General features: G+C 67.7%; 19 protein-coding genes and 1 pseudogene. 11 read left to right on the forward strand and 9 right to left on the reverse strand.

The genetic code is table 11. The features are described from left to right. The 3 genes and pseudogenes from DL991_RS41275 to DL991_RS41285 form a co-directional block, all read right to left on the reverse strand. Positions 1-226, reverse strand: a pseudogene (locus DL991_RS41275) (HNH endonuclease); the annotation flags it as partial. Between the two features lie 178 nt (positions 227-404). Continuing rightward, a complete protein-coding gene (locus DL991_RS41280) occupies positions 405-1,154 on the reverse strand; it encodes an SDR family NAD(P)-dependent oxidoreductase (protein WP_125789788.1) in 750 nt (249 codons plus the stop codon). Next, positions 1,142-2,317: a glycosyltransferase 87 family protein gene (locus DL991_RS41285; RefSeq protein ID WP_125789789.1), complete on the reverse strand. Its 1,176-nt coding sequence runs from the start codon at positions 2,315-2,317 to the stop codon at positions 1,142-1,144. The genes DL991_RS41280 and DL991_RS41285 overlap by 13 nt, the downstream gene beginning before the upstream one ends. 134 nt (positions 2,318-2,451) lie before the next feature. Between DL991_RS41285 and DL991_RS41290 the strand changes: the two genes are divergently transcribed. The 4 genes from DL991_RS41290 (at position 2,452) to DL991_RS41305 (ending at position 6,906) form a co-directional block, all read left to right on the forward strand. Beyond that, positions 2,452-3,357, forward strand: a complete 906-nt coding sequence (locus tag DL991_RS41290) for an AraC family transcriptional regulator (RefSeq protein ID WP_125789790.1) — start codon at positions 2,452-2,454, stop codon at positions 3,355-3,357. A gap of 78 nt (positions 3,358-3,435) precedes the next feature. Further along, positions 3,436-4,281 carry a carbohydrate-binding protein gene (locus tag DL991_RS41295; RefSeq protein WP_125789791.1) on the forward strand — a complete coding sequence of 282 codons (846 nt, stop codon included), beginning with the start codon at positions 3,436-3,438 and terminating at the stop codon, positions 4,279-4,281. A 193-nt stretch (positions 4,282-4,474) separates the two neighbouring features. Beyond that, complete coding sequence (locus DL991_RS41300) at positions 4,475-5,815, forward strand: erythromycin esterase family protein (RefSeq protein WP_125789792.1); 1,341 nt, start codon at positions 4,475-4,477, stop codon at positions 5,813-5,815. Between the two features lie 119 nt (positions 5,816-5,934). Further along, entirely contained in the window at positions 5,935-6,906 is a 972-nt protein-coding gene (locus DL991_RS41305; RefSeq protein ID WP_125789793.1) for a sporulation protein, read from the forward strand. Positions 6,907-6,947: 41 nt separating this feature from the next. On the opposite strand, the gene DL991_RS41310 is transcribed toward DL991_RS41305, so the two are convergent. After that, positions 6,948-7,493, reverse strand: coding sequence for a TetR/AcrR family transcriptional regulator (locus tag DL991_RS41310; protein WP_199754307.1), 546 nt, complete (start codon positions 7,491-7,493; stop codon positions 6,948-6,950). A gap of 132 nt (positions 7,494-7,625) precedes the next feature. Here DL991_RS41310 and DL991_RS41315 point away from each other — a divergent pair, with 132 nt between their 5' ends. Further along, on the forward strand, positions 7,626-8,162 hold the full coding sequence (locus DL991_RS41315) for a dihydrofolate reductase family protein (RefSeq protein ID WP_125789795.1): 537 nt from the start codon (positions 7,626-7,628) through the stop codon (positions 8,160-8,162). Between the two features lie 16 nt (positions 8,163-8,178). Here DL991_RS41315 and DL991_RS41320 read toward each other — a convergent pair whose 3' ends face one another. Further along, positions 8,179-9,384: an acyl-CoA dehydrogenase family protein gene (locus DL991_RS41320; protein ID WP_125789796.1), complete on the reverse strand. Its 1,206-nt coding sequence runs from the start codon at positions 9,382-9,384 to the stop codon at positions 8,179-8,181. Positions 9,385-9,581: 197 nt separating this feature from the next. Then, positions 9,582-10,769: a GNAT family N-acetyltransferase gene (locus DL991_RS41325; protein ID WP_125789797.1), complete on the reverse strand. Its 1,188-nt coding sequence runs from the start codon at positions 10,767-10,769 to the stop codon at positions 9,582-9,584. A gap of 229 nt (positions 10,770-10,998) precedes the next feature. Here DL991_RS41325 and DL991_RS41330 point away from each other — a divergent pair, with 229 nt between their 5' ends. The 4 genes from DL991_RS41330 to fxsT all read left to right on the forward strand — a co-directional run bounded on the left by DL991_RS41330 (position 10,999) and on the right by fxsT (position 19,134). Continuing rightward, entirely contained in the window at positions 10,999-11,715 is a 717-nt protein-coding gene (locus DL991_RS41330; protein WP_125789798.1) for a trypsin-like serine protease, read from the forward strand. 163 nt (positions 11,716-11,878) lie between these two features. After that, a complete protein-coding gene (locus DL991_RS41335) occupies positions 11,879-13,645 on the forward strand; it encodes a hypothetical protein (protein ID WP_125789799.1) in 1,767 nt (588 codons plus the stop codon). A gap of 13 nt (positions 13,646-13,658) precedes the next feature. Beyond that, positions 13,659-14,741: a MoxR family ATPase gene (locus DL991_RS41340; protein WP_125789800.1), complete on the forward strand. Its 1,083-nt coding sequence runs from the start codon at positions 13,659-13,661 to the stop codon at positions 14,739-14,741. A 1-nt stretch (position 14,742) separates the two neighbouring features. Further along, complete coding sequence (gene fxsT / locus DL991_RS41345; protein ID WP_125789801.1) at positions 14,743-19,134, forward strand: FxSxx-COOH system tetratricopeptide repeat protein; 4,392 nt, start codon at positions 14,743-14,745, stop codon at positions 19,132-19,134. A gap of 1 nt (position 19,135) precedes the next feature. Here fxsT and DL991_RS41350 read toward each other — a convergent pair whose 3' ends face one another. The 3 genes from DL991_RS41350 to DL991_RS41360 all read right to left on the reverse strand — a co-directional run bounded on the left by DL991_RS41350 (position 19,136) and on the right by DL991_RS41360 (position 21,941). Then, positions 19,136-20,914, reverse strand: coding sequence for an HEXXH motif domain-containing protein (locus DL991_RS41350; protein WP_233599310.1), 1,779 nt, complete (start codon positions 20,912-20,914; stop codon positions 19,136-19,138). Between the two features lie 38 nt (positions 20,915-20,952). Beyond that, the gene (locus DL991_RS41355) at positions 20,953-21,150 is read right to left on the reverse strand and encodes a hypothetical protein (RefSeq protein WP_199754309.1); all 198 of its coding nucleotides are present in this window, start codon (positions 21,148-21,150) and stop codon (positions 20,953-20,955) included. Between the two features lie 77 nt (positions 21,151-21,227). Then, a complete protein-coding gene (locus tag DL991_RS41360) occupies positions 21,228-21,941 on the reverse strand; it encodes a Crp/Fnr family transcriptional regulator (RefSeq protein WP_125789804.1) in 714 nt (237 codons plus the stop codon). Between the two features lie 200 nt (positions 21,942-22,141). Between DL991_RS41360 and DL991_RS41365 the strand changes: the two genes are divergently transcribed. Together DL991_RS41365 and DL991_RS41370 are read left to right on the forward strand one after the other, a co-directional pair. Beyond that, positions 22,142-22,555: a hypothetical protein gene (locus DL991_RS41365; RefSeq protein WP_125789805.1), complete on the forward strand. Its 414-nt coding sequence runs from the start codon at positions 22,142-22,144 to the stop codon at positions 22,553-22,555. A 411-nt stretch (positions 22,556-22,966) separates the two neighbouring features. Next, a complete protein-coding gene (locus tag DL991_RS41370; RefSeq protein ID WP_125789806.1) occupies positions 22,967-25,498 on the forward strand; it encodes a phosphocholine-specific phospholipase C in 2,532 nt (843 codons plus the stop codon). The last annotated feature ends 40 nt before the right edge of the window (positions 25,499-25,538 follow it).

A 25,538-nucleotide genomic window follows, 5' to 3' on the forward strand; every position in this document is an offset into this window, starting at 1 on the left:
CTTCCTTGTCCGTCACGTGGAAGTCCTCGAAGATCAGCGCCGCCAACGTCGAATGACCGCTGCATCCGCGCACGCCGCGGGAATTGATTTCCGCCAGGATCGCGTTCTGTTCCGCATCCGCCTGTCGTTTGATGATTTCGAGTTCTTGTTTGCGGGCGTGCAGCGTCGCGGTGTCGACGCGCCACCACTCGGTGGGCGTCGTCGGGGTTGCGTCGTTGCTGGCCACGACCCCAACACTACACCTAGTCGAACAGACGTGCGAGCCCTAATGGCCTAGCGTGGAAAGAATCCGAAATGCGCGTGCAGAGAAAGCAGCGAAGCGGCTTAAGAATGCGAAGGCGCTTAAGCGCGCTTCGGAGAGAGTGGGAAGCGGGAATAGCGGCGAGCCGTACTCGGCCCCCGAATCACCACGTCGGCCGAGCCGACACGCCCCCGTCGACAGTCAGGTTGTGCCCCGTGACCCACGCCGCGAGCGGCGAGGCGAGGAACAGGCAGGCGTTCGCGACGTCGTCGGGGGTGCCGAGCCTGGCCAGCGGCGCGGCCTGGTGCCAGCGTCGGACGCCGTCCGGCCAGGCGTCGCCGAGTCCGGGGCGGTCGATCAGGCCGGGGGAGACGGCGTTGACGCGGATGCCTCGCGAGCCGTATTCGAGTGCGGCGGCGCGGGCGTGCATGACCAAGGCGGCCTTCGCGCTGCTGTAGTGCGCGTGTCCCGGCGCGGGCTGGGCCGCTTCGATCGAGGCGATGTGGACGATACTGCCGCCGTTCATCACTTCGGCCGCGGCTTGCGTGCACGAGAACGCGCTGGTGAGGTTCGCGTCCAGAACCGCGCGCCAGCTTTCCGCCGACATTCCGGGCAGGGGTTCGACAGGCTGCACGCCGGCATTGTTGACCAGGGTGTCCAGTTGTCCGGTCCAGGCCGCGGCGGCGGCCACGAGACGGTGGCATTCGCCGTCGTCGGTGAGGTCGGCGGCGAAGGTCTCGGCGGTGCCGCCGGCCTTCTGGATCCGCTCGACGACGGCGAGCGCGGATGCCTCGTCACGGTGGTAGTGCACGGCGACGGCGCTGCCGGCTTCCGCGAAACGCGGGGCGATGCCGCGGCCGATACCGCCGCTGGCCCCGGTGACGAGGGTGGTGGTGCCGCTCAGGTCGAGCATCGAGGTCCTTTCCGCAGCGCGAGCGCGGCCGAGACGACGACGAAGACCAAGCCCGCGAGGACGTAACAGTTTCCGAGCCATTGCTGGGCGGTCGTCCACGTCTGGCCCGGCCGGTCGAACGCGGGGAAGTACCGGAACGGCGCCGCGACGAAGATCGCGGCGACGACCCCGGTGACGACGAGCCAGCTCACCGGACGGCGTCTGAGCACCACATAGGCGGCGGTGGTGAACAGTGCCGGAGCGATCCACACCCAGTGATGCGACCACGACGTCGGCGAGATCAGCAGGGCGAACGTCGCGTTCAGCAGCAGCGCCGGCACGATCGCCGAGCGGTACATGGTCAGTGTCACCAGCGCCAGCAGCACACAGGTGAGCACGATCCACAGCGGCTTGGCGGAGTCGGCACCGAACCGGGCCAGCACGGCCTGCAGGGTCTGGTTGGTGTGGAACGAGGTGCCGCTGATCCCGGACGCCCCGGCGAGCCCGCCGAACCAGTAGCGCGCGGAGGCCTCCGGCGCGACCGCGAAGGCGACGGCCGAGGCGGCCACGAACGTGCCCATCGCGGTCAGTGCGCCGCGGAAGTCCTTGCGTATCAGGAAGAACAACAGGAACGCCATCGGCGTCAGCTTGATGGCGGCGGCGAGACCGACGCCGATGCCGCGGTAGCGGCCCCGCGCCAGCAGGCAGTCGGCCGCGACGAGGCCCATCAGCAGCAGGTTGATCTGGCCGAAGCCGAGCGTCTGGCGGACCGGTTCGAGGAAGAGCGCCGGAGTGATCGCCAGCGACGCGACGAGCATCGCCTTCCGCCGGCCGCCGGACGGCCACAGCGTGCGGGTGATCGCGTAGAAGGTGATCCCCAGCGCCCCCAGGCTGAGCGCGAACAGCAGGAGCACCGCGCCGGTCCACGGCACCAGCGCGAGCGGCGTGAGCACCAGCGCGGCGAACGGCGGATAGATGAACAGCAGCGGGATACCGGCCTCGGAAAGCGGCAAGGCGCCGTAAAGGTCGCCGCCGTTCCACAGGGCGTCGACGCCGAACCGGTAGATCTCGAGGTCGCTGTGGGAATCGCCCGCCGTCGCCAAGGCCACGGCACACGCCAGTGCCAGTGCGGCGAACGCGCCGAGCGACCACCGGGCCCGACCGCGCGACTTGGTGGGAGACATCGCGTGGTGACCCTTCGGACGTGCGTCGATGATCTCGACTGTACCGGTCGGGCGAGAAGCGACTTCCGTCGGCAGCCAGCGCACCACACATTGGTCTAGACTTTTCCTTCCAGTGTGGTGAAAGGGACCGGACCATGCGCGGAACGACGGTGTTGCCCAGGACGCCCTGCCTGAAACCGAAGGCGGGGGAATTGCCGCTGCATCGGCTGGAGGTCCGCGCGCCGGACGCCCTGCCGTTCACGGTCGGCACCTTCGACACGATCGGGCCGATGTCGCGGGCGGCGTTCCCGCATCGGCACACATTCTACGAAATCGTCCACGTCACCGGCGGCACCGGCGACCACGTCATCGATTTCACGCGCTGGGAATTGGGGCCGCCACAACTCGCGGTCATAACACCGGGGCAGGTGCATCATTGGGATGCCCGCGATCTCAGCGGATTCGTCGTGTTGTTCACGGACGATTTTCTGCTCGAACATCCGGCGGATCGCGAAACCCTGCGACGGCTGAGCCAGCAGCCGTGGCGGCTCGACGAACGCGCGGCCGAGGAGACGGCGCGGATGGTCGCGGAATTGGACGAGGAATTCCGTTGTGGCGGGCAGGGGACCGATTCGGTTCTGCGGGCCCTGATGCACGTGCTGATCGTGCGGGCGGGACGGCTTCCGGGGCTGGCGGATCCACGTCCGCCGGCCAGGGCTCAGGCGGTGGGCACGGAATTCGCCCGGCTGCTCGGGCGGCCCGACCTCGGGCTCTGGTCGGTCGGCGCGCTCGCGGAACGCATCGGCGTCACGCCGGGATATCTGACCGACGCGGTGAAAACGTCGACCGGCCGGACGGCGGCACAACTGATGCGCGAGGCGAGGACACGGGAGGCGAAACGGTTCCTGCTCGGCACGGATCTCACCGTCCGGCAGGTCGCGAGCCGGGTCGGATTCGCGGATCCCGCGTATTTCTGCCGGTTCTTCCGGCGTGAAACGGGACTGAGCCCCGGCGATTATCGCCGGACCGGTGACGCGGCCCCGGAGATTCACCACGACTGACCAAGTCAGTCCATCGTCCGCAGCTGATCTTCTCCATACCGTCGAGGGTGATTCCCGAAGCCCCCACGAGGAGCAGGTATGGACGAAGAGAACAAGCTCAGCCGAAAGACTGTGCTGAAGGCGGCACTGGCCGTCGGAGTCGCCGCCCCGGTCGCGTTGATCGGCGGCCCCGCGCTCGCGCGCACCACCGTCGCGAGCGGCCAGGCACCCGAGCTGACCCCGGCCTGCGACGACGGAGACGACCCGACCCCGCCGCAGACCGAAGGTCCTTACTTCAAGCCGAATTCCCCGCAGCGGACGTCGCTCGTCACGCCGAACACGCAAGGGACGAGGCTCACCGTCTCCGGCTACGTCTTCGGTCTCGGGTGCCTGCCGATCGCGCGGGTGCTGCTGGACTTCTGGCAGGCCGACGTCAACGGCGCCTACGACAACGTGGGGTACACCTTCCGCGGTCACCAGTTCACCAACGACCAGGGCGCGTTCTCGCTGAGCACGATCGTGCCCGGCCTGTACCCCGGTCGTACGCGGCACATCCACGTCAAGGTCCAGGCCCCCGGCAGGCCGGTGCTGACCACGCAGCTCTACTTCCCCAACGAGCCGCGCAACAACACCGACTCGATCTTCGACCCGCGGCTGCTGATGACCGTGCGGGACGCGCCTCCCGGCAGGCAGGCCGCGTTCGACTTCGTGCTGAACGTGCCGCAGACGTCGACCACGCGGCCGACCAGTACGACGCAGACGACGCCCACGACGTCGACTTCGACCTCCAACCCGCCCGGCGGGACGACCTGGGCCGCAGGAACCGGCTATTCCGCGGGTACCCGGGTCACCTACAGCGGTCGCGGTTATGTGTGCTTGCAGGCGCACACGGCCCAGCCCGGCTGGGAGCCGCCGTCCACACCCGCGTTGTGGCGCGCGGAGTGACGGGCAGCCGCTGCGGAGGGAGATAAACGCGGGTGGACTCCCGCCGCCGGGACCCACACCCCGGCGGCGGGGTCCACCCGCTTTTCGCGGGGGTGGGGTTTTCCTCACCCCAAATAGGAGCTTTTACTACAGCGCGCCCACCCCGGTCCGCGGACGATGATCGTCCTCGACATCGGAAGAAGGGGCGAACGTCATGAAAGAGCACCGGAAGCGACGGGGGAGACGGGCGTTGCTGGCCGCCGTGGTGGTGGTGGTGACGGGTGCGGTGCTCGCTCCCGTGGCGAGTCCGGCTTTCGCGGCCGAGACGGCTTGGCGAGACCCGGTGCGGTCGCTGCAACAGGCGGCGTATCCGCTGCGCTCGACCGAGCCGGGCCGGAACACGGCCGATCTGCGGGCCCTGGGCGGGATGATCGGTGGCGCGAAGGTGGTCGGCCTCGGCGAGGCCACGCACGGCTCCCACGAGTTCTTCACCATGAAGGAGCGGGTGTTCCGCTATCTCGTCGAGGAGAAAGGCTTCCGGGCCTTCGCGTTGGAGCTGAGCTGGTCCGCCGGCCTGGAGATCGACGAATACGTCCAGACCGGCAAGGGTGACGTCCGGGAGCTCGCGAAGCGGACGCTGGCCGGTTCTCCCTGGGATCGCGAGGAGTTCGTCGACCTGATCCGGTGGATGCGCGACCACAACCGCGCACACCCCGGCCGCACAGTGCACTTCGTCGGGGACGACCTCGGTGCGCCTTCGGTGAACGACGCGTTCTTCGCCAGGATCACCGGCCACGTGCGGCAGCACCATCCCGCGCATTCCTCTGAGCTGGACCGGCTCTACACCGGTCTGCGCCCGATCGACGACGCTTTCGCCTACCTCCGCAAACCCCTCGCCGAACGGCAGCGGCTCGCCACCCAAGCGGAGCAGGCCTACGAGCTGGTCAAAGGCCTGGCCGGCGCGCCCGAGCACGACTGGGCCGAACAGCACGCCCGCTTCGTCGCGCAGACCGCGCGGTTCCTCGCCGTCGACGTCGCGGACCCGGAATCCCTGCCCACCGCGCAGATCCTGCGCGACCGGGCGATGGCGGAGAACGTCGCCTGGTGGCACCGGAAGACCGGGCACAAGATCCTGCTCTCCGCGCACAACGGCCACGTCTCGTACGTCACCGACAACCCGAAGCTGTACCCGAAGACCCAAGGCGCCTTCCTACGCGAAACGCTGGGCCGGGCGTACCTGCCGATCGGGTTCAGCTTCGACCGGGGTTCGTTCCTGTCCAAGGACAAGGCACTCGGGGGTGATTGGAGGCGCTTCTCCGTCCCCGCCGCGCCATCCGGTTCGAACGAGCACACCCTCGACCAGGTCCGGTTCGAGGACTTCTACCTCGACGTGCGCACCGCTCAGCCGCCTGCGCGTGCCTGGCTGGACGTCGCCCGGCCCACCCGCACCATCGGCACCCTGTTCCCCGTCGACCCGGCCGCCATCTCGCTCGGGCGCTCCTACGACGTCGTCATCCACCTGCACGACGTCCGTCAGGCCGATCTGAGAAGGTAGTGACGTCGCGCCCGTTTAGGGGTTTTTAACCCGGTTTTCCTGGCGGGCGACGGCGGATCTCGGTAGTAGTCGAAGTGTTCCGGCACTCCTTTTCCAGTACCCAGCGGAGGAAATCCCTGATGTTCAAACGGATGCTCAGCGCCTTCGGGGTCGGCGGCCCGTCCGTCGACACCGTGCTCGACTCACCGCACGCCGTTCCCGGCGAGGTGATCACCGGCCAGGTCCGCATCCAGGGCGGTTCGAGCGACGCCCAGATCGAGGAGATCCTGCTTTCGCTGGTCACCAGGGTCGAGGTGGAGCGCGGCGACCACGAGCGTGCCGGGACCGCGGAGTTCCTGCGGGTCAGCGCGGGCCGCAAGGTGAAGGTGACGGCAGGGCAACTGACCACCATCCCGTTCCAGCTCGCCTTGCCGTGGGAGACGCCGATCAGCGCCGTCGGCGGACAGGAGCTGCCGGGCATGGTCGTCGGCGTGCGGACCGAGCTCGTCATCGCCGGCGCGCCGGACAAGGGCGACCTCGACCCGGTGCTGGTCGGACCGCTGGAATCGCAGGACCGGGTACTGGAGGCGTTCGGGGAGCTGGGCTTCTCCTTCCGCAGCGCCGACGTCGAAGCCGGGCAGCTGCACGGCGTCCGGCAGGAGCTCGGGTTCTTCCAGGAGATCGAGTTCTTCCCGCCGTCGCGCTACGCCGGCCGCGTCAGCCAGGTGGAGCTGACCTTCGTCGCCGGCCCTGACGACCTCGTCGTGGTGCTGGAAGCCGACCGGCGTGGTGGCATGTTCCGCTCCGGCGGTGACTCCTTCGGACGCTTCCACGTCTCGCACGAGGAGGCCCTGCGCACCGACTGGGCCGCGGCCATCGACGGCTGGCTGGCCAAGGTCGCCGAGTCCGGCGGCGGGCACGCCATGTTCGGCGGGCACCAGGAGCACTACGGCCACGACCATGACCACCACGGACATCACGGTCACCACGGCAGGCGTGGTCCCGGGATGGGCGGCATGGTCGCCGGTGCCGCGGCCGGAGTGGTCGGCGGCATGATCCTCGGCGAGGTGATGGAGGACGCCTTCGACGGCGGCGAGGGCTTCGAGGAGTGATCCGGCCGCTGGGCAACACCGGCAGCGGTGTTGCCCAGGGGTCACTTCGCGGTCAAGGGCGCCAGAGCGGCGTCGACCGCGTCGGTGAGGCGGCGTGGCTCCGCCTCCGCCCTGGCCACCACGTGCAGGCCCTGCATGACGACGAGCAGGAGCCGTGCCTGCGTCCCGCAGTCGACGTCCGCGCGGATCTCGCCGGAGCGCTGTGCGGCTTCGAGCCCTTGCGTGATACCGGCTTCCAGCGCCTCGAATCCACTGTGGACGATCTTTCCGGCGGCTTCGTCGGCCGGTAGCAGTTCGGCGGCGGTGTTGCCGAGCAGGCATCCGCGTCCCGGGGTTTCCCGCGCGGCTTCGAGGACGCTGAGCAGCAGCTCGCGTAGATGTGCGAGAACCGGGCCTTCGGCGAGAGCATCCGCCTGGCTCGCGGCGCCGACCGTGTAGCGTTCCAGTGCTCGAAGGAAGAGCGCGTGCTTGTCGCCATACGCGGCGTACAGACTTCCCGGCAGGATGCCGAGTTCCTCCTTCAGATCCCGCATCGACGTGGCCGAGTAACCCTGCCGCCAGAAGACGTCGAGAGCTCCTCCGATCACCTGTTCATCGTCGAAGGATCGCGGCCTTCCTGTGCGTGACATGGCAGCATCCTACGACTTCGTGACAGTGCGTTCAAGAAGTGTACCTTGACTTCTTGTTCGGGTGTTCAAAAAGTCGTACGAGGAGTTCACATGGGTCGCCTCTTCCTGCACGTCAACGTTTCGCTCGACGGCTACATCGCCGACGCCGCGGGCGATATCGACTGGCGGTTCGCCGACGACGAGTTCCAGGTACACATCGACGAGCTGCTGGAGTCGCTCGACGGCATGGCCTTCGGTCGGAAGGCTTACGAGGAACTCGCCGGCTATTGGCCGACCGCCGGGGACGAGGTCTCGGCCACGCAGCGGCGCCGGATGCACGAACTGCCGAAGTACGTCCTGTCGCGCACGCTCCAGACCACGACCTGGCATAACTCCCACCTGATCGAAGACGCTTCGGCGCTCGCCGGCCTCGAAGGTGACATCGCGCTCTTCGCCGGGGGAGGGGCCGCGACGTCCGCCGCCCGGCTCGGGCTGCTCGACGAAGTGCGGCTCGTGGTGAACCCGGTACTTCTCGGCGGCGGGACGCGGCTGTTCGACGGTGAGTACGCGAAGACGGCGCTCACGCTCGTCGATGAGCGCCGGTTCGCTTCAAGTGCCCTGTTGCTCACCTATGCCGTCGCGCGCTAGCTGACCACGGCGGGATTCAGGTGTACCAAGTGGGTTCCGGGAGTTCGTTCAGTAGCGCGTAAGCACCGACTTCGCGGCGTTTGTAGGCCACCGGGTCGTGGAGCGAATGCGTGCGCAGATTCCGCCAGAACCGGTCCAGGCCGAATTTCGTGGCGCTCGCGCGGGCGCCGGTCAGCTCGAAGACCTTGGTGCCGATTTCCAGTCCGGTGTCGATCGCCCGCTGTTTGGCGGCGGCGATGAGGACCGCGACTTCGCCGCGTGCCTCGGGTGTCAGCTCCTCGCGCGGCGCGTGCAGGACGGCCGAGATCGCCGCTCCGGCCTTGTCCACCAACGCTTCGGCCGCCCACAGCTTCGACTGGAGATCGCCGTAGCCTTCGAGGATGTACCACTCTTCACCGGCGGAAACCTTGTTGTCGCCGCCGTACGGCCACGCGCGGGTGTGCTCGCGTGTGTACGCCAGCGCGGTTTCCAACGCTCCCTGCGCGATACCGAGGTAGAAGTTCGCGAACACCAGCTGGATCGCGGGGACGTTGAGCGTGTTGTAGGTCAGGGGCCGGAACTCCTTGTCGACGTAACCCGCCGCGCCGGCCCACGGGACACGCACCCCGGTGATGGTGATGCTGCCCGATTCGGTGAGCCGCTGGCCGATGTTGTCCCAGTCGTCATGGAAGACGATACCGTCCTGTTCGGACGGAACGATGGCGAAGACGTGGTCTTCGGTGCCCTCGAGAACACCTTCGAGCACCGTCAGATCGGAGACCTTGCTGCCGGTGGAGAACGACTTGTGTCCGTTGTAGACGATCTCGTCGCCGACCTCGCTGATCTTCAGATCGGAATCACGAGGATTGACAGCGCCGCCGAAGAAGAAGTTGTTTCGCGTGTAGAGCTCTTCCACCGCGTCGATCTGGTCGTCGGTCGCCACCAGCCGGGCGGCCCACGCCCAAAGGTAGTGATAGCCGAGCAATTGGCCGATGGAGCCGTCGCCGCGCGCGACCTCGCGGGTCACGCGATAGGCGGTCTCCCAGCTCTGGCCGCCACCGCCGTGCTCGACAGGGCCGAGCAGCGTCACCAGGCCGGAATCCTTCAGCAGCTGGACTTCCGCGTACGGTGTCTCGTTCTTCCGGTCGCGCTCGGCCGCGTTCACCGCGAGTTCGGCGGCGACGTCTTTCGCGGCCGTCAGCCATTCATTGGCCGATCGGATCCGGTTCTCGGTCGTGGTCATACTGGATTCCGTTCTGTGCGAGGGCGAACGGGAATTCCGGGCAGGGCGGAGCGCCCGGAATTCCCGGGTGTTTCTCGGAAAGAGAGCGCGGAAACTGATTCAGGCCGTACAGCGGATGTCGTCCATACGTCCGAGTAGAGCAGTGGTGCTACGGGGTGTCAACGAATGTCCGCGCTCTGAGACCGGGCCCCTCGCGATCAGAACCAGTGCAGGCAGTGCGGGGACCGTTCGGTGCGGAAGAGGGCGTCGGCGAGCGCCGCCGCGTCCGCGCGATGGGCCTTGATGCGCCCGGCCCGCACGAGCGTGCTCGGGACCGTGCCGCCGAGGTAGATCGAGCCCAGGTCGCTCACGTCCAGGGACAGGTCGGGTTCGGCGTCCGTCGGGACGCAGTCCGCCTCTCCGCCTCGGATGGCGAGCAGGTAGCGGCCGTGCTCGCCGAGCGCGGGGTCGTCGACGTCGAGGACGAGTTCACCGTCGGTGGACCAGCCGCGGGCGGTGAGCGCGCGAGGGATGTCCAGCAGCCGGACCCAGAGCCAGTCCGTGTCGCCGCCGACTTCGCCGGCGCGGAAGTCCTCGAGCTGCCACCGCAGTGGATGGTCGGGCGGGCAGTGTTTGAACACGACCTCGGTGATCAGGTCGTGCCCGAGCACGAACCGTGCCAGGGCCGTGGACACGTCGTCGTCGACGGCGATGGTCTCGTCGACGGTCAAGGTGCTGGGTTCGGCGAGGGAATAGGAGGCGTAGCCGTCCGGGACGCCGTCGGCATCGCGGTGCACGGCGATGTACCGCGATGCCCGGGAGATCGGTGACTGCCCGGCCCCAGCGGACCACCAGCGGGGTGGACGGGACAGCGCGCCGGGCAGGGCGCGGCGGTACCGGTCGTAGATCTCTTCCAGCGTCTCGCCGCATTCGGTGCGGCGCAGCACCTCGATCGAGCCGCCGCCCGCATGGGGGACGGCGAAGGCGGCCTGATGGCGTCGCACCGTCAGACGCCGAGTGTAGGTCGCCGGTCCGTAGCCGAACCGGCGGTAGATCAGAGCCTCCGACGCCAGCAGTACGGAGAGGAACTCGCCCCGTTCCCGGAACTCGGCGAGCTGATGTCGCATCATCGCGCTGAGCACGCCTCGCCGCCGGTGGGATGGCAGGACGCCGACGGCGGTCACCCCGGCGGCCGGGACGACGACTTCACCGGGCAGGGTGAGTTCGAAGGAATACGCGGCGGCCGTGCCGACGGGCCGCCCGTCCGCCGTCTCGGCGAGCAGGCCGCGGTCCATCTCGAGAGCGGACCAGGTCTCCGCGGAGGTCTCCGGGAACCGGGCGAACGCGGTGAACATGGTGTCGACGAAGACGGTGCGGTCCTCTTCGGTCGTGGAGCGGATCTTCATGAGAACAGTGCATTGGGGTTCCCTGGCGGCGTCAAGCGATTTGTGGTGACGCGCCGGCTACCTAATGATCTTCGGCGCATACTCAAAGATCGTCCCCGGCCGTCATGGAAATAAATAGGTAGTCCGCGCGAACTTTCGTCGGTTCCTGGCTTCCCTTGGCACGACACAGAATCAGCGCGTTCGTCCCCACTGACGCGGCCGGGATCCGGCCGCAGAAATGAGTCGGAACATGCGACTGCGCTCCCTTGTCCTGCTGGCAGGCACCGCCTTCATGGCGCTGCTCGGCTCGACCGCCCCCGCCGCGACCGCCGCCGAGCCCTCGGGCGTGCAGCCGATGATCATCGGCGGCCAGTACGCGCAGAGCGGACCCTGGGCGGCCCGGCTGTTCGTGAACGGCCAGCAGAACTGCAGCGCGACGATCATCGCGCCGCAGTACATCCTCACCGCCAAGCACTGTGTCGCGAGCAGCGGCAGCTACACCTTCCGGATCGGCAGCCTCGACCAGCAGAGCGGCGGCACCATGGCCACCGCGGCGAGCATCACCCGCCACTCCGGCGCGGACCTCGCCATCGTCCGGCTGACCAGTTCGGTCAACGCCACCTACGCGCCGCTCGGCACCACGAGCAACGTCGCGGTCGGCCAGAACGTCCAGGTCTACGGCTGGGGCGCGACCAGCCAGTGCGGTTCGGAGATCAACTGCCAGTCCCGTTACCTGAAGGTCGCCACCGTCCGGGTGAACTCGGTCAACTGCAGTGACTACAACGGCGGTGTCGCGGTCTGCGCGAACCGCGTCGACGGCATCACCGCCGGCGGAGACTCGGGCGGCCCGATGTTCTCCGGCGGCCGCCAGGTCGGCGTCGCCTCGACCAGCGACCGGTCGAACAACACCGCCTACACCAACATCACCCGGTACCGCAGCTGGATCCAGCAGGTCGCCGGCGTCTGATCGACTCTCGTGAGTGGTGGGGACGGTCGAAGCCGACCGTCCCCACCACTCACACGCCCGCTACCTGCAATTTGTCAATTGACACTCAACTCGGAGCCGCTCGACGCGATAATGTGGCGGTCGGCGCCGGTGGGCTGGCGCCGCGGACCTTGGGAGGGGGCCGATGGCGCGACCGACGCAGGCTCTCGACCACACGATCGTCGTGGTGGACGTCGTGGGATTCACCGCTCCGGACCGGAACCGCCTCGACAAACTCGCCGTGCACCAAGGCATGTACGAAGTGCTGAAGACCGCCTTCGCCGAAAGCAATGTCGATTTCGATTCCTGCGCGCACGAGGATCGCGGCGACGGTGTGCTGGTCCTGCTTCCGCCGACAACGACCAAAGGCCTGGTCCCCGACCTGCTGCCGGATCGCCTCGCGGTCGCCCTCCGCCGGTACAACCACACACGGACACCGCAGGCGCAGATGCGGCTGCGGGTGAGCCTCAACGCCGGTGAGGTGCTGTACGACGGGAACGGGTGGGTCGGCGACGCGGTCGACACCGCGTTCCGCATTCTGGACGCGCCACTGGCGAAGGAAGCGTTCGCGAAATCCGATCGGATGATCGCGTTCATCTCGTCGGAGCGGTTCTTCACCGACGTCATCGAAAAGGACCCGGGCCTGTTGCCCGAGTTGTACCGATCGATACCCGTCTCGGTGAAGACTTTCACCGGAACGGCTTATCTACGGCTGCACGGTGAAGTCGCGGCGGCCGCCGCCGAAGTCAAGGCCGACCTGGACAACGCGGTTCTGGAATTGATCCCCCGCAAGGATTTGGCGGGCCTGCGCCGGCATTTGACCCGGATGGAGGTACCGCATCTGCCGGTCATGATGAGCAGGGCGCTCGGCCCCGCGGTCCCGTTGCCCCGGCTGGAGGGCATCACCGACGCCTGGGCCGCCTTTCACCTGCTCACCGACTACAACGCCGGCCCGGACGGCGTCCCGCCCGCCCTCGCGTTCCTGCGCCTGCTCGCGGAAAACGTGGCGGGCGGACCGGGCGCCGAGATTGCGGGCTGGGTCACCGACCTGGCACGATCGCTGCGGCTCGTTCCCGCGCTCGGACATCAGCGGGCGAGCAAGCCCATTCCGGAACGACCCCCTTTGCATTTGATGATCATGCTCGATCCGGTCACCGCCGATCCGGAGCGGTGCACTCTCGCGTTCTGGAGACAGGACGATCCGGAGATCTGGCCGCCGGCGCTCGGTGGAGTGCGGGAAATCGGAATAGACGAGGTCGAGTTCAGGGTCGATGACGTCATCCTGGAGACTGAGAGTGTCTGGTCGGGGCAGAGCATGTCCGCGTCGGTGGAATTCCTTCTGCCGAGGACGTTGATCAATTTGCCGGTGCAGCGGTGGGCGAAGGAACATGGCACCGGCCATCCGCAGCCGTTGCGCTACGGGTACCGGCTCGGAATACGGTCGTTGGAGAGGATGCGGGCGAAGCATTGGCATCGCGCATGGAACTTTCGCTGGGATTCGATGGTGGAGCACCCCGCGGCCGACCGCTTGCACTATTCCGGCTGCGCGGAGGATCATCCGATCGACGCCATACTGAGCGACGACCACTGGGTCGGCCTGGTATTGGCGAAACCTCCGTCGCCCCAAGCGGAACAGGGTGCGGTGCCGGACGAACTGACGACCGCTCTCCGCAGTGGCCTGCCGGTGGTGCTCTGGCATCCGGACGCGGAACCGGAGAACCTGCGCGAGTTGCTCGACTGGGTATTGGCCGCGGAGAGCGGTTTCAACGAGCTTCCGGATCGCCGCAAACTGGCGAATTCCGGGGCGGCCGTACCGTTCAAGAATTCTCTGGCTCACGATCTGGTGGTAATGTGGGACGACCCGAAACGTGTGATCGTTCTGGACCAGCCGTTGACCCCGACTCGACTGTAAGGGGATGCCGCGGATGAGCGGGAACGATCAGGACGTGGCCGCGGACGGCCGGACGCCGCGGCTCGATGCACCCGATTGGTGGATCTATCGGGGCACCGGAAGGCCCATTCACGACATCGATCTCGCGCAATTGCTGCCCGCGCCGCCGCCGTGGCGGTCGTATCGCGGGGATCCGCCACCGGAGCACGACGTGCCACCGCCGGACGACGGTGAGGCGGAACGCCGGCTCGGCGCCGCGTTCACGCTTTCGGAGCAAGATGTCGACGCGAGTGAACTGAACATGGTGAACGCCGCCCTCTATCTGCGGCGTCCCTTGCTGGTCACGGGGAATCCGGGAACGGGGAAGTCGAGCCTCGCCTATCGGATCGCCAGGGAATTGGGGCTCGGCAGGGTGCTGCGCTGGGCGATCACCAGCCATACCGCGCTGAGTTCCGGGCTGTACGGCTATGACGCGATCGGCCGGGTCCAGGCCGCGGCGACCAGTCAGGCACAGCGCGGCGGTGAGGCCGAAGAGCCGCCGATCGGCGATTTCGTGCGGCTCGGTGCGCTGGGCACCGCCTTCCTTCCCGGCAAACTGCCGCGGGTGCTGCTGATCGACGAGCTGGACAAATCCGAGGCGGATCTGCCCAACGATCTCCTGTCGATCTTCGAGGACGGCGAATTCTCCATCGAGGAATTGGCCCGCGTGCGCAACCGGCATCCCGAGGTCACCGTGCACACCGCGGATCCGCAGCGCACCGCCGTGGTCCGTGACGGCCGGATCGCCTGCCATGCCTTCCCGATCGTCATCATGACCAGCAACGGGGAACGGGAGTTCCCGCCCGCGTTCCTGCGTCGCTGCCTGCAGTTGCGGATCGAGAACCCGGACCACGACCAGTTGGCGGCGATCGTGGCGAGTCATCTGGTCGGCGAGAACGGCGAACACCGGGACAGGCTCATCCGCGAATTCGCCGAACGGAGCAAGGCGGAAGGTGGTCTCCCGACCGACAGGCTGCTCGACGCCGTCTATCTGGCGACGTCGGGTGCGTACCAGCCGGATCAGGAGGCATGGCCGCGGCTGGTGGACGCCCTTTGGCAACGACTGACGGTGCGGTGACATGGACGGGCCGGGCGGTGTGTCCGACTCGCGTTCCGCCTCGGTGGCGGAGCGGCGGAAGGCCGGTCTGCCCGAGGGGGTCAGGCGGGTCGAATTCGAGGACCTGAACTGGACCGACTTCGCGGACATCGTGTGGCTGGCCGCGGCCATCACGCCGCCGCGGAGCGACGACGGATCCGCTCCGCCCGAGGAACCGGAGCCGGAGTCCGAGCGCACGCGGATCCGCAACGCGCCCTCCGAACGCGGGGAGATCCCGGAACTTCCCGAGCACGAGTTGTCGCGGATCACCGACATCCCGGTGCCGGACGAGGAAGTCGCCCCCTTGGTCGAGATCGAGGCCGTAGCAGGTGAACTGCCCGAACCCGCGGTGGACGGCACGGGGCCCGGGGGAGTCGTGGTCCTCGAATCACTCGCGTACTTCCGCGCGCTGAGAACCCTGAAACGGGAGACGGTCTCGCGGCGACACAACAATGTGGTCCTGGACGAAGTGGCGACCGCCGTCCGGGCCGCGGAGACCGGACGGTGGTGGCCTGTCACCCGGTCGCGGAAAGAGCGCTGGCTGGATCTGACCCTCGTCCTCGACAACGGTCCGTCGATGGCCTTGTGGCGACCGCGGGTGTCCGCCTTTGTCGAAGTACTCCGGCAAGTGGGTGCTTTCCGAACCATTCAGGTCCGGCTGTTGGAAACCGCGAAGGACAACGAGGAGGATTTCGTTCTTCGCGGTGGCACGCCGGGCGCACCCGCCAGAGACCCGAACGAGATTCTTGATTCGTCGGGACGGCGCGCGGTATTGCTGCTGACCGACGGTGTCGGGGACGCCTGGCAGAAGAAGGACGCGCTGTACCCGATCTTGGCGCGGTGGGGCCGGACGATGCCGGTGAGCATCGTGCATCTGCTCCCGCAGTGGTTGTGGGGCCGATGCGGGATGAACCCTCGCAAGGCCCGGCTGAGAGTCCCGAACGCGTTGGCACCCAACGGCCGTTGGGTGTGCGATCTCGCGGACGCCTGGCTCGAACCCGGCTCCGAGGTGCCCGATCACCTCGTCCCGGTGCCGGTGCTGGAACTGCGTCCACGGTCGCTGGGCTGGTGGGCCGGACTGATGACCGGCGAAAACGCCGACGCCGTCGAAGGAACGGTCCTGTTCGCCTCGGAACGGATCTCCCAGTCCGATTCCACCGACCGACCGGTAACTTTGTCACCCGCCGAAAGAGTGCACAGATTCCGCAGTGTTGCGTCGCCGCCGGCGCTACGCTTGGCGCAGTTACTCGCGGCGGTACCGGTCCGTCTCGACGTGGCGAAGCTGGTGGGACAGCGGTTCGTGCCGGAAGCGGGATTGGAGCACCTCCTCGAACTTTTACTTTCGGGGATGATGTACGCTCCCGCACTCAGGGAGGGCAAGTCCACTTGGGACACAGACGGGGTCTTCGCTTTTCCCGAGGCAGTCCGGGAATTGCTGCTCAGCGGCGCGCGGCGGTCGGAAACGGCCAAGGTCGTCCGAGTGGCCGCCACTCATTTCGGTGACCGGATAAGGTATCTCGGTCACCTCCGGGACGCCATCGCCGACCCGAACAGCACACCGGACCCAGACCTCACCCGCGAGTCCCCGGCCGATGTGGAACTCGAAAGCGCGCTGATGCGCGCCCTTTCCGGACCCTATCTGTCCCGCGCCGACCGGCTGCAGAACGCGGTACGACACCAAGTCGTCGTCGCACCCCTACCTGGACCAATAAAAAAGACTGTGAGCCCAATAATGCCTGAGACGGTCGAACGTCCACCTGCCTCAACGTCAGTGTCACAGGGACGCTCGTCTTATCTCAGTGAGCCCGAAGCGAACGAGCCGACGACCCGGATGGTGCATCCTTCGGCCGCGGAAACCTCCCGGCAGTTTCCCGACCGTCAGGCCGATGACCCGCCGATGGTCTTCGGGAACGTGCCCCCGCGCAATCCGAACTTCACCGGTCGCGACGAATTGCTGGACCAGCTCACCAAGCGGTTGAGCAGTGGCACCACCGCCGTGCTCCCTTCGGCACTGCACGGTCTCGGTGGTATCGGCAAGACCCAGATGGCCGCCGAGTACATCTATCGGCATCTGCAGGATTACGACCTCGTCTGGTGGATCGACGCCGCACACAGCACCCAGATCCGAGCCGGTCTCACCGAACTCGCGGGGATCCTCGGTCTGCAAGGCGCGTCCGAGGCCAGTGTGGCGGTGCCGGCGGTCATCGAGGCGCTCCGGACCGGACGGCCGTTCCGCCGCTGGCTCCTGGTCTTCGACGCCGCGGAAAGCCCGGATACCGTGCTGCCGTTCTTCCCGCGCAACGGACCCGGCGAAATCCTGATCACGTCACGGAACTCCGATTGGGCGGGTATCGCGCGCCCGCTGGAGCTGGCGGTGTTCAAACGCGAGGAAAGCGTCGAACTGCTCGGCCGCCGCGGTCCGGAGATCGACCCGGCCGACGCCGACGAACTCGCCGAGAAGCTCGGCGATCTTCCCTTGGCCGTCGAGCAGGCGGCGGCTTGGCGCGCGGTGACCGGGATGCCGGTGCAGGAGTATCTGCGCCTGTTCGACGAGTCGGTCGAGGAAATCCTGGACACCGCCTCGGCGCCCGACAACGAGGTTTCCGTCGCCGCGGCGTGGAACGTTTCGTTCGAGGAACTGAAGACCCGCAACCCGGCGGCTCACCAGATCCTCCACATCTGTGCTTTCTTCTCGCCGGAGCCCATTTCGCGTGACCTGCTCACCGGCGTCAACCGGGTGTCGATCTCACCGGAACTCGACGCCGCGCTGCGTGACCCGATCAAACTGGCCCGCGCCATCCGTGACATCAACCGGTACGGCCTCGCGAAGATCGACCACGGCAACAACACCCTCCAGCTGCACCGCCTGGTCCAGCTGGTCCTGCGCAATCGCGTGATGGCCCGTCAGGTCCACGCGCAGATGCAGCACGGTGCCCACCAGTTGCTCGCCGCGCTGGACCCGAACGACCCCGAGTCGAGCAGGCACTGGTCGCGCTACCGGGAATTGCTCCCGCACGCCTACGCGGCGAACATCCTGGGCTGCGACGACGACTGGCCGCGTCAGCTCTACATCAACCTGATGCGCTACCTGTTCGAGTACGGCGATCACGAAGAGGCGGCCCGGCTCGGTCTCGAAGCGCGGGAGCGGTTCACCAAGGTCCTCGGCCCCACCCACCCGCAGACACTCGAGGTCTCGTCGAGGCTGGGGCTCTACTTGTGGGCGATCGGCCGGTACTCCGAAGCCGCGGAGCTCAACCAGCGCACCCTCGCGCTACGCCTTCAGATATCCGGCGAAGAGAACGAGGAGACCTTCGCTCTCCAGCGCAACATCACGATCGATCTCCGGGCGCAGGGGGACTTCGCGGCGGCGACGAAACTGAGCGAAGAGATCTATCACAAGGCCAAGCGGATGTTCGGCGAAGACGACCCGGAGACGCTTTACGCCGCGTACCAGCATGCGATCAGCCTCCGGCTGGGCGGCGCGTACCGGGAGGCCTTGGAACTGGACCAGGACACCCTCCGGCGGCGGATCGAGGTTCTCGGCCGCGATCACGTCCGCACCTTCAGTGTCAACAGTTCGAGGAACGTGGACCTGCGAGAGGCGGGCGAGTACGGCCAGGCCCGGATTCAGCAGGAGCGGCTCACGGAGAGCTTCATCGCCCGCTTCGGCCCGGACCAGCCGGACTCGGCGGGTAACTCGCTCCTGCTTTCGGTGGCCAGGAGGAAGGATGGCGACCACCCGGGGGCACTCAGCTTGTCCACGGAGGTCCTCATGAGGTTCCGGCTCGTTTATGGCGACGACCACGGCCAGACGATGGCCTCCGCGCTGGCTCATTCGATCGATCTCCGTCACTCGGGTGATCTCGCCGCGGCGAGGAAGCTCGGTGAGGAGACCTTCGAGCGGTACCGGAGTGGCCTCGGCGAGCATCATCCGCATACCCTCGCGGCCAATGTCGACCTCGCGGTGACCTTGCGGCTGATGGGTGACCCCGCGGCCGCCCTCGTCCTCGACGAGCGCGCCTTCGAGCAGTTCCGTGCCACCATCGGCCCGGACCATCCCTATGCCGTCGTCGCCACGATCAACCTGGCGAGTGACCTGTCGGCGGTAGGTGAGCTGGACAGGGCGGTCGAACTGGGACGAGACGCGGTCGAGCGTGGCATACAGGTGCTCGGCGAGGACCACCCCACGGTCCTGGCGGCGTCCTTCAACCTCGGGCTGGATCTGGCCGCGCTCGGCCGGGCGGAGGAGGCCGCACCGTTCCGAGACCCGATCCTGGCCCGGTACCGCCGGATCTTGGGGGAGGCTCACCCGGGAACGCAGGCGGCCGGTCGCGGTGGTCGTGCCAACTGTGACATCGACCAGATCCTGATGTGACTCAGTCGGGCACGAGTTGCCCGATCCAGGAGGCGAGCTGCTCCACGGTCGGTGGCCGGGGGCCGGATCGCAGGCGTCGATGGACCGCGCGGACGAGTTCAGGACAGTGCAGCAAGGCGCGGGCGGCGGGATGCGGGCCGCGTGCGGACAGTGCGAGGCCCAGCCCGGCCAACGAGTTCGGCCGGTCCGGGTCCGCGGCGAGTTCCCGTCGATAGCCCTGGACGGCTGACAGGAAATCGCCTGCGGTGTACAAGTAGTCTGCGGCGGTGGCGCCGGGCACCGTCGGTACTCGTCCGTCCGGCGGCAGCGCCGTGCCGCCGACGGCGAGCCGGATCAGGTCCGTTCTGGCGTGTGACCAGCCTCCGTCCGGCACCGGCGTCGGGGGAAGGTCGGTCGCATCGAAGGTGGCGGGCGGCCTGGGTCTTCCGCTGAGCCACCCGGCCGCCAGTTCGGCGACCACGGAGGGGGCCGGACGGAGGTGGCGGGCGCGCCAGCCCGCGAGGTGATCGCGGCGGACGGCGGTCGCGAGCTCACTCGCCTCCGTCGATACGGGCTCGTCCTGCCAGGGCCCGAGGCGTTCGGCGATGTTGTCGAGGAATCGGCGCCCGGCGGCGGTCAGGGACGAGTCCGCGTGCAACGCCTGCAGGGTGAGCCACGTCTGCGCACGCCAGTACGCGAATTCGAATCCGGAGCGCCGCGGGCTCTGCCCGGCGTGGGCCAGCGCGCGCCAAAAGGCCGTGACGCCGAAGAAGGCGTAGACCCCTTGCAGGGCACCGCTCAAGGGGCGCGGATCATCCCGCCAGGCCACGTAGATCCGCTCCCGTGGGTCCGGCTCGTACAACTCGACGAGGTGCAGCAGGCCGCCGAGCACGATGTGCTGGAATTCGTGGATCAGCGTTTCGGCGAGTGACGCACCGTCGGCAGGCAGTCCGAGGACCGCACTGCCGAACGCTTCCCCGGTCGACGCGCTCGGATTCCTGAAGAGCACCTGCGGCTTCGGTACCAAGGACGCCAATCCCACCGGCATGACGCGGGCCAAACCGGGCAGATGGGTGGCGACCAGACGGCAGGCTTCATCGATCAGCCGTTGCCAATCGGCCAAGTCCTTGCCTGGCAGCCGTTCCGGCGGGATCGGTTCGTAGAGCCCGCGATAGGGATCGAGGTCGTCCAGCCACAACGAGAACCGGTGTGCGCCGACCTGGCTCCGTACCCGCCGGATTCCCCACCAACCGGCCGCATCCGCCTCGGGCATGTCCGGCAAATGCACCGTCGCGTCGGCGCTCGACACGGAGAACCGGCCGCTCACACCGCGCACGACGGCCGAAGTGAACGTCCCCTCGCCGGGAAACCTGGCCATACCGAGTGAAGGGAGCATGGCGTCGCCGTGCCAGGCGGGAACGACGGTTTCGAAGTCGAGTTCCGCCCGGATCGCCGCGGCCGCGGCGATCGCGTGTGCGTGCCCCAGGTGCATCCACAAAGGACCGACGCCGTCGATTCCGTTGCGCAGAAGCCGGGTCGTATAGCCTGCCCAGCTGCCGGTGTACGGATTGGTGAGCATCCTGTTCACGGAGCGGGGTGCTCGTGCTTCGGCACGTGCGAGGAGTTCCCATGCGGAATCCAGCGGCGGCAACGGCCCCGAATGACCCGGTATCTTCGTGGCTTCGGTCAGCAACGAGTGGATCAACAGTTTGCGCCGGCTCCGCTCGGCTCGTCGCAGACGGCGAGCCATGTCCTCGTCACCGTCGAGACGTGCGAGCGCGTCGAAGTCTCGCCATGACAACCGGTGGAACGTAGGGCTAGACCCGGCTGATGGCGGCATCAGTCGATCCGTTCACCATTCCCGGCGGTGGTGCTTCTATAGCGTGCGCGGACGAGAGTGGTGCGTTCGACGACATGGCGCGCTGATCGCCGGAAGGCTTCACCGTCCAGCTCTCGTAACGCGGTGAACGAGACCGCGTCGAGATCGATCAACGCCGATTCGATGTCCGGTTCGGTGCTTGCCGAGAAAGAACTCATCGTGCCGATTCCCTCCACCCCGTGAAACGGTTGCGAGAGTTGAACCTCGACAAGGATAGCCGAGATTTCGGGTTCGCTCAGGCCCCATCCGCAGGTGGCGGCCGTCCGGCGGCCAATTCCCGTAGTGCGCGAGGACGGGTGATGGTGACGCGCTGGCGCGCGGTGTGCACCACCCCCAGCCGCCGGAGTTCTTCGAGCCCCCGGATCAGGGTGCTGCGCGAGACTCGCGCGAAGCCAGCCAATTCCCCTTGGTTGAAGCGAAGATCGACCTGCTTCCCGTCCGTCCAGTCGACCGAGTGCTGCAGCGCCAGTTCCAGGAGGACCGCGGCGAGGCGTTGCGGGAAGTCCGGACCGCCGGACTCGAGACGCAGCCTGTCGGACTGCTGCAGCCTGACCGCCGCGTTACGGAACATTTCCTCCGCGATGCGCGGCCGCGCGCGCAGCACGCCGAGGAATTTCTCCCTCGGCACGACGAGCGTGTGCACCTCGTCTATCGCCGACATCGTGGCGGACCGGGGGAGTCCGCTGATCGGGGCCAGTTCGCCCACGATTTCCGCGGGTCCGCGGGCGGCGAGCGGGGCGTCCTCGCCGCGATAGTTGGTGGCGCTGATCTTCACCCAGCCGCGCAGGACGACGAACATACTGGTGGGCGGGCTGCCCTGGAGGGCGAGGATCTGGCCAGGCCGCCACACTTTCAGGTGGCCCGCGCGCCGGAGTGCGGACTGCTCCGCCGGGGTCAGCCGTCGCCAGGTTCCGAGCCCCCCGTGCTCATCCGCGGCGGAACCGGTCATCCTGGCCCTCCGGTTCCCCGGAAGTCGGACTCGCGCCGTTTTCTTTCGCGCTGTGTTCCATTTGACGCATCAGCCGCTCCCCCGATTCGCCAGCATGGTCAGTGGGCAGAAAGACCCGGAAGTTTCGAACCGCAACCGGTAATTGTGCCAGGCAAGAGGTGACTTCACCAGGCCTCGGGCCGGCGACGGGGGAGGGCATCATGCGCAGTGCCGAAAGTGTCATGGGACGGCCGAAGGATCACCGTCACCTGCCGGCCGAGGAGAATCCGCGGACGCCCAAGGCGTTCGGCCGAAGACCGGCGTTCTTCGCGCCGCACCCGCCGCTGATGTCCGGCGGCTGGTATCAGGGCGCCGATCACGAGGTTCTCGGGCCGGGTCGGTATCCGGTTCCCCGTCCGACGGCCAAGTCGGTGAAGGCGGCGTTGTTGTGGGCTCTCTTCCTGGGGCCGTTGGGGTTTTGTTACGTGTCGCCCGTCGGCGGGCTCATCGCGACGGCGGTTTCGGTCACGGCGATCACTTTCGGGGGCGCCCCGTTGGTGGCCGTGATCTGGCCGGTCGTCATGGTGCTTTCGCTGGTGACCTTGTCCCGGCGGTCAGGCGACGACAAGAAATGACGTCCGGCCGGTTCCGGCCGGGTGAACAGGGTGGGGGCCGCTCGAGGGGGGCGGCCCCCACCACGGGTCATTCGCGAATGGGAGGTTTCCGATCCTGCCCGATGCGGGCGCCTTGCGAGGCGACGCGCCAGGTTTGGTCAGCCGGCGGTCGCTCTATTGAGGGATAGGGCAAAGGCGCCGAGTCGGGTGGTGGGTCCGTGAAGGCCTCCTTGCCTACCGTGAGGGTAGGGAGGGGGCCTTCACGGATTGAAGCACCATCCGAAAGTCGCGTCCTGTTGCTCCGATCATGCAGCCCCGGGGCGGAACCCTTGAACCCGTCCGGCACCTATGCTTCTATCTGCTCGATAGTCGCAACAAAGGTGCAGTTTCGAGCACCTTCGAACGGGTTCAACGCAATTCCTGGAGGGCTCCGTGCGCCGTCGTACCCTGCTGAAGGCCGCTGGTGCGGCATCCGCCTTCACGTTGCTCCCGGCGAGTGTTCGGGAGGCGCTCGCCGCCGAAGCGCCGACGGGCGGACTCGACGTCATCGAGCACGTCGTGGTGTTCATGCAGGAGAATCGGTCGTTCGACCACTATCTGGGGACGCTGCGCGGGGTGCGGGGCTTCAATGATCCGGCCGCGATCAAGCTGCCTTCGGGTGCTTCGGTGTTCCAGCAGCCCGACGGCGCGGGGAGCCTGCTCCCGTACGCGATCGACGACCAGTTCATGGCCGACGTCGACCACAGCTGGTCCGGCGGGCATCGGGCGTGGAACAAAGGCAGGCACGACGCGTGGCGCGCGGCCAAGGGCGTTCGCTCGTTGACCTATCACACGCGTTCGGCACTGCGGTTCTATCACGAGCTGGCCGACGCCTTCACCGTCTGCGACGCCTACCACTGCTCGGAAATGGGGCCCACCAACCCGAACCGGATGTACCTGTTCACCGGCAAACTCGGTTACGAGCCGGACGGCACCACCCGCGCCATCGGCAACGACGCCTGGCAGAACCCTGGGCACACCGGCTACACCTGGAAGACCTATGCCGAGCGTCTCCAGGCCGCGGGCCGCAGCTGGCGGGTGTATCAGGAATGGGACAACTACGGCGACAATTCGCTCGACTATTTCAGCAGCTTCCTGGCCGTCGGTACCAAGGCGCTGTCGAAGGTGAAGGATTCCGCCGGTAAAGCCTTCCCGAAGCTGGAGTACTTCTACTACGCACTGGATTCGGCTTCGGCCGCCGAACGGACCCGGCTGCTCGACGGGCTGGCCGCCGGCGTGGCGACCCTGACCGCGGCCGAGCGGGCCCTGTACGACCGCGGGCTGGCCCGGGTCGCGCCGAAGCAGTTGCCCAGTGCTTTCAAAGCCGATGTCGACGCGGGCAGGCTGCCGTCGGTGTCGTGGATCGTCGCGCCGGAATCGCAGACCGAACATCCCGCGTGGGGGCCGAACACCGGGGCCGATCTGGTCAAGTCGATCCTCGACACCATCGCCTCCAAACCCGAAGTGTGGAACAAGACGCTGTTCCTGCTGACCTACGACGAAGACGGCGGCTTCTTCGATCACATGCCGCCGCCCGCGCCGCCCGCCTCCGACGCGGAGGGCAAGAGTTCCGTCGCCACGACCGACGAATTCGTCTCCGGTGAGCCGATCGGGCTGGGCGTGCGGGTGCCGATGTTCGTCATCTCGCCGTGGAGCCGCGGCGGGAAGGTGTGTTCTGAGGTCTTCGACCACACCTCGGTGCTGCGGTTCCTGGAACGGTGGTGTGGCGTCGCCGAACCGAACATCTCGCCGTGGCGGCGCACCGTCTGTGGCGATCTGACGTCGGCGCTGGACACCACGGCGCCGAGCGCGACCTATCCGGCGCTGACCAGACCGGTGCCGACGAGCGGGCCGTGGAACACCCAGCCGCAACCGCCTTCCGTGCAGAAACTCCCCGTGTCGGAGACCGGCGTCCGCCCGGCGAGGCCGTTGCCCTACCAGCTCACGGCTTCGGGGCGAGTGACGGCCGAACGGTTCTGGATCGACTTCGCCAACACCGGAGCGGCGGGTGCGCATTTCTACGTGTACGCCAACGCGCACCGGACCGACGGGCCGTGGCGCTACACCGTCGGCGCGAACGCGACGCTCTCGGACTATTGGCAGGTGGGTTCCCCGGACGGCGCGTACGACCTCACCGCGCACGGCCCCAACGGTTTCGTGCGGCGGTTCGCGGGCAACCGGATCACCGCGACCACCGGCGGGAAACCGAATCCGGAAGTCGTGCTGCGACAGGGTTCCGGCGTCGTGTACCTGAAGATGACGAACGCGGGCGCCGGGTGCGAGCTCACGGTGCGCACCGGCAACCGGGGCGGCGGGCCGTGGACGTACTCGGTCGCTTCCGGCGCGACGGTCGAGGATTGGTTCAGCACCGAAGGCGGCATGAGTGGTTGGTACGACCTGACCGTTCAGGGGCCGGATGGCTTCCTTCGCCGTTTCGCGGGCCATGTCGAGACCGGCGCCGAAACCATCAGCGACCCGGTCATGGGCTCGGGGCCGCTCGCCGTCACCGTCCGCTCGGCCGACAGCCAGGAGACCGTTGGCGAGTCCGGTGCCGCCACGAACGCCGTCGACGGTGATCCCGCCACCCATTGGCACACCAAATGGTCCGGCGGGGAAGACCCGCTGCCGCACGAACTGCACCTTGATCTGGGCGCCACCCGTACCGTCACGGGCCTGGCGTACTTGCCGCGCCAGGACGGTTCGGACCACGGCCGTGTCGGCGGCTACGAGGTCTACCTGAGCACGGACGGTTCGGCGTGGGGAAGTCCTGTCGCCACCGGCACTTTCCCCGACGACGCGGCCCGGAAGTCTCTTCGGTTCTGGCCTGCCCGGGCCCGTTATGTGCGGTTCCGTGCCCTCACCGAAGCAGGCGGTCGCGGGCCGTGGACGTCGGCGGCGGAAGTCACCCCGCTCGGCTGGGCGTGACCCGGAAGGAAAGATGTCGGACGGCCGCCAGGTACGCCGA

This window comes from Amycolatopsis sp. WAC 01375, assembly GCF_003947325.1.
Taxonomy (GTDB): Bacteria; Actinomycetota; Actinomycetes; order Mycobacteriales; family Pseudonocardiaceae; genus Amycolatopsis.

Bases quoted from the DNA above. Each gene is read 5' to 3' on its own strand.
- DL991_RS41280 (WP_125789788.1), bottom strand. From the start codon at position 1,154: ATGCTCGACCTGAGCGGCACCACCACCCTCGTCACCGGGGCCAGCGGC.
- DL991_RS41285 (WP_125789789.1), bottom strand. From the start codon at position 2,317: ATGTCTCCCACCAAGTCGCGCGGTCGGGCCCGGTGGTCGCTCGGCGCG.
- DL991_RS41290 (WP_125789790.1), top strand. From the start codon at position 2,452: ATGCGCGGAACGACGGTGTTGCCCAGGACGCCCTGCCTGAAACCGAAG.
- DL991_RS41295 (WP_125789791.1), top strand. From the start codon at position 3,436: ATGGACGAAGAGAACAAGCTCAGCCGAAAGACTGTGCTGAAGGCGGCA.
- DL991_RS41300 (WP_125789792.1), top strand. From the start codon at position 4,475: ATGAAAGAGCACCGGAAGCGACGGGGGAGACGGGCGTTGCTGGCCGCC.
- DL991_RS41305 (WP_125789793.1), top strand. From the start codon at position 5,935: ATGTTCAAACGGATGCTCAGCGCCTTCGGGGTCGGCGGCCCGTCCGTC.
- DL991_RS41315 (WP_125789795.1), top strand. From the start codon at position 7,626: ATGGGTCGCCTCTTCCTGCACGTCAACGTTTCGCTCGACGGCTACATC.
- DL991_RS41320 (WP_125789796.1), bottom strand. From the start codon at position 9,384: ATGACCACGACCGAGAACCGGATCCGATCGGCCAATGAATGGCTGACG.
- DL991_RS41325 (WP_125789797.1), bottom strand. From the start codon at position 10,769: ATGAAGATCCGCTCCACGACCGAAGAGGACCGCACCGTCTTCGTCGAC.
- DL991_RS41330 (WP_125789798.1), top strand. From the start codon at position 10,999: ATGCGACTGCGCTCCCTTGTCCTGCTGGCAGGCACCGCCTTCATGGCG.
- DL991_RS41335 (WP_125789799.1), top strand. From the start codon at position 11,879: ATGGCGCGACCGACGCAGGCTCTCGACCACACGATCGTCGTGGTGGAC.
- DL991_RS41340 (WP_125789800.1), top strand. From the start codon at position 13,659: ATGAGCGGGAACGATCAGGACGTGGCCGCGGACGGCCGGACGCCGCGG.
- fxsT (WP_125789801.1), top strand. From the start codon at position 14,743: ATGGACGGGCCGGGCGGTGTGTCCGACTCGCGTTCCGCCTCGGTGGCG.
- DL991_RS41355 (WP_199754309.1), bottom strand. From the start codon at position 21,150: ATGAGTTCTTTCTCGGCAAGCACCGAACCGGACATCGAATCGGCGTTG.
- DL991_RS41360 (WP_125789804.1), bottom strand. From the start codon at position 21,941: ATGACCGGTTCCGCCGCGGATGAGCACGGGGGGCTCGGAACCTGGCGA.
- DL991_RS41365 (WP_125789805.1), top strand. From the start codon at position 22,142: ATGCGCAGTGCCGAAAGTGTCATGGGACGGCCGAAGGATCACCGTCAC.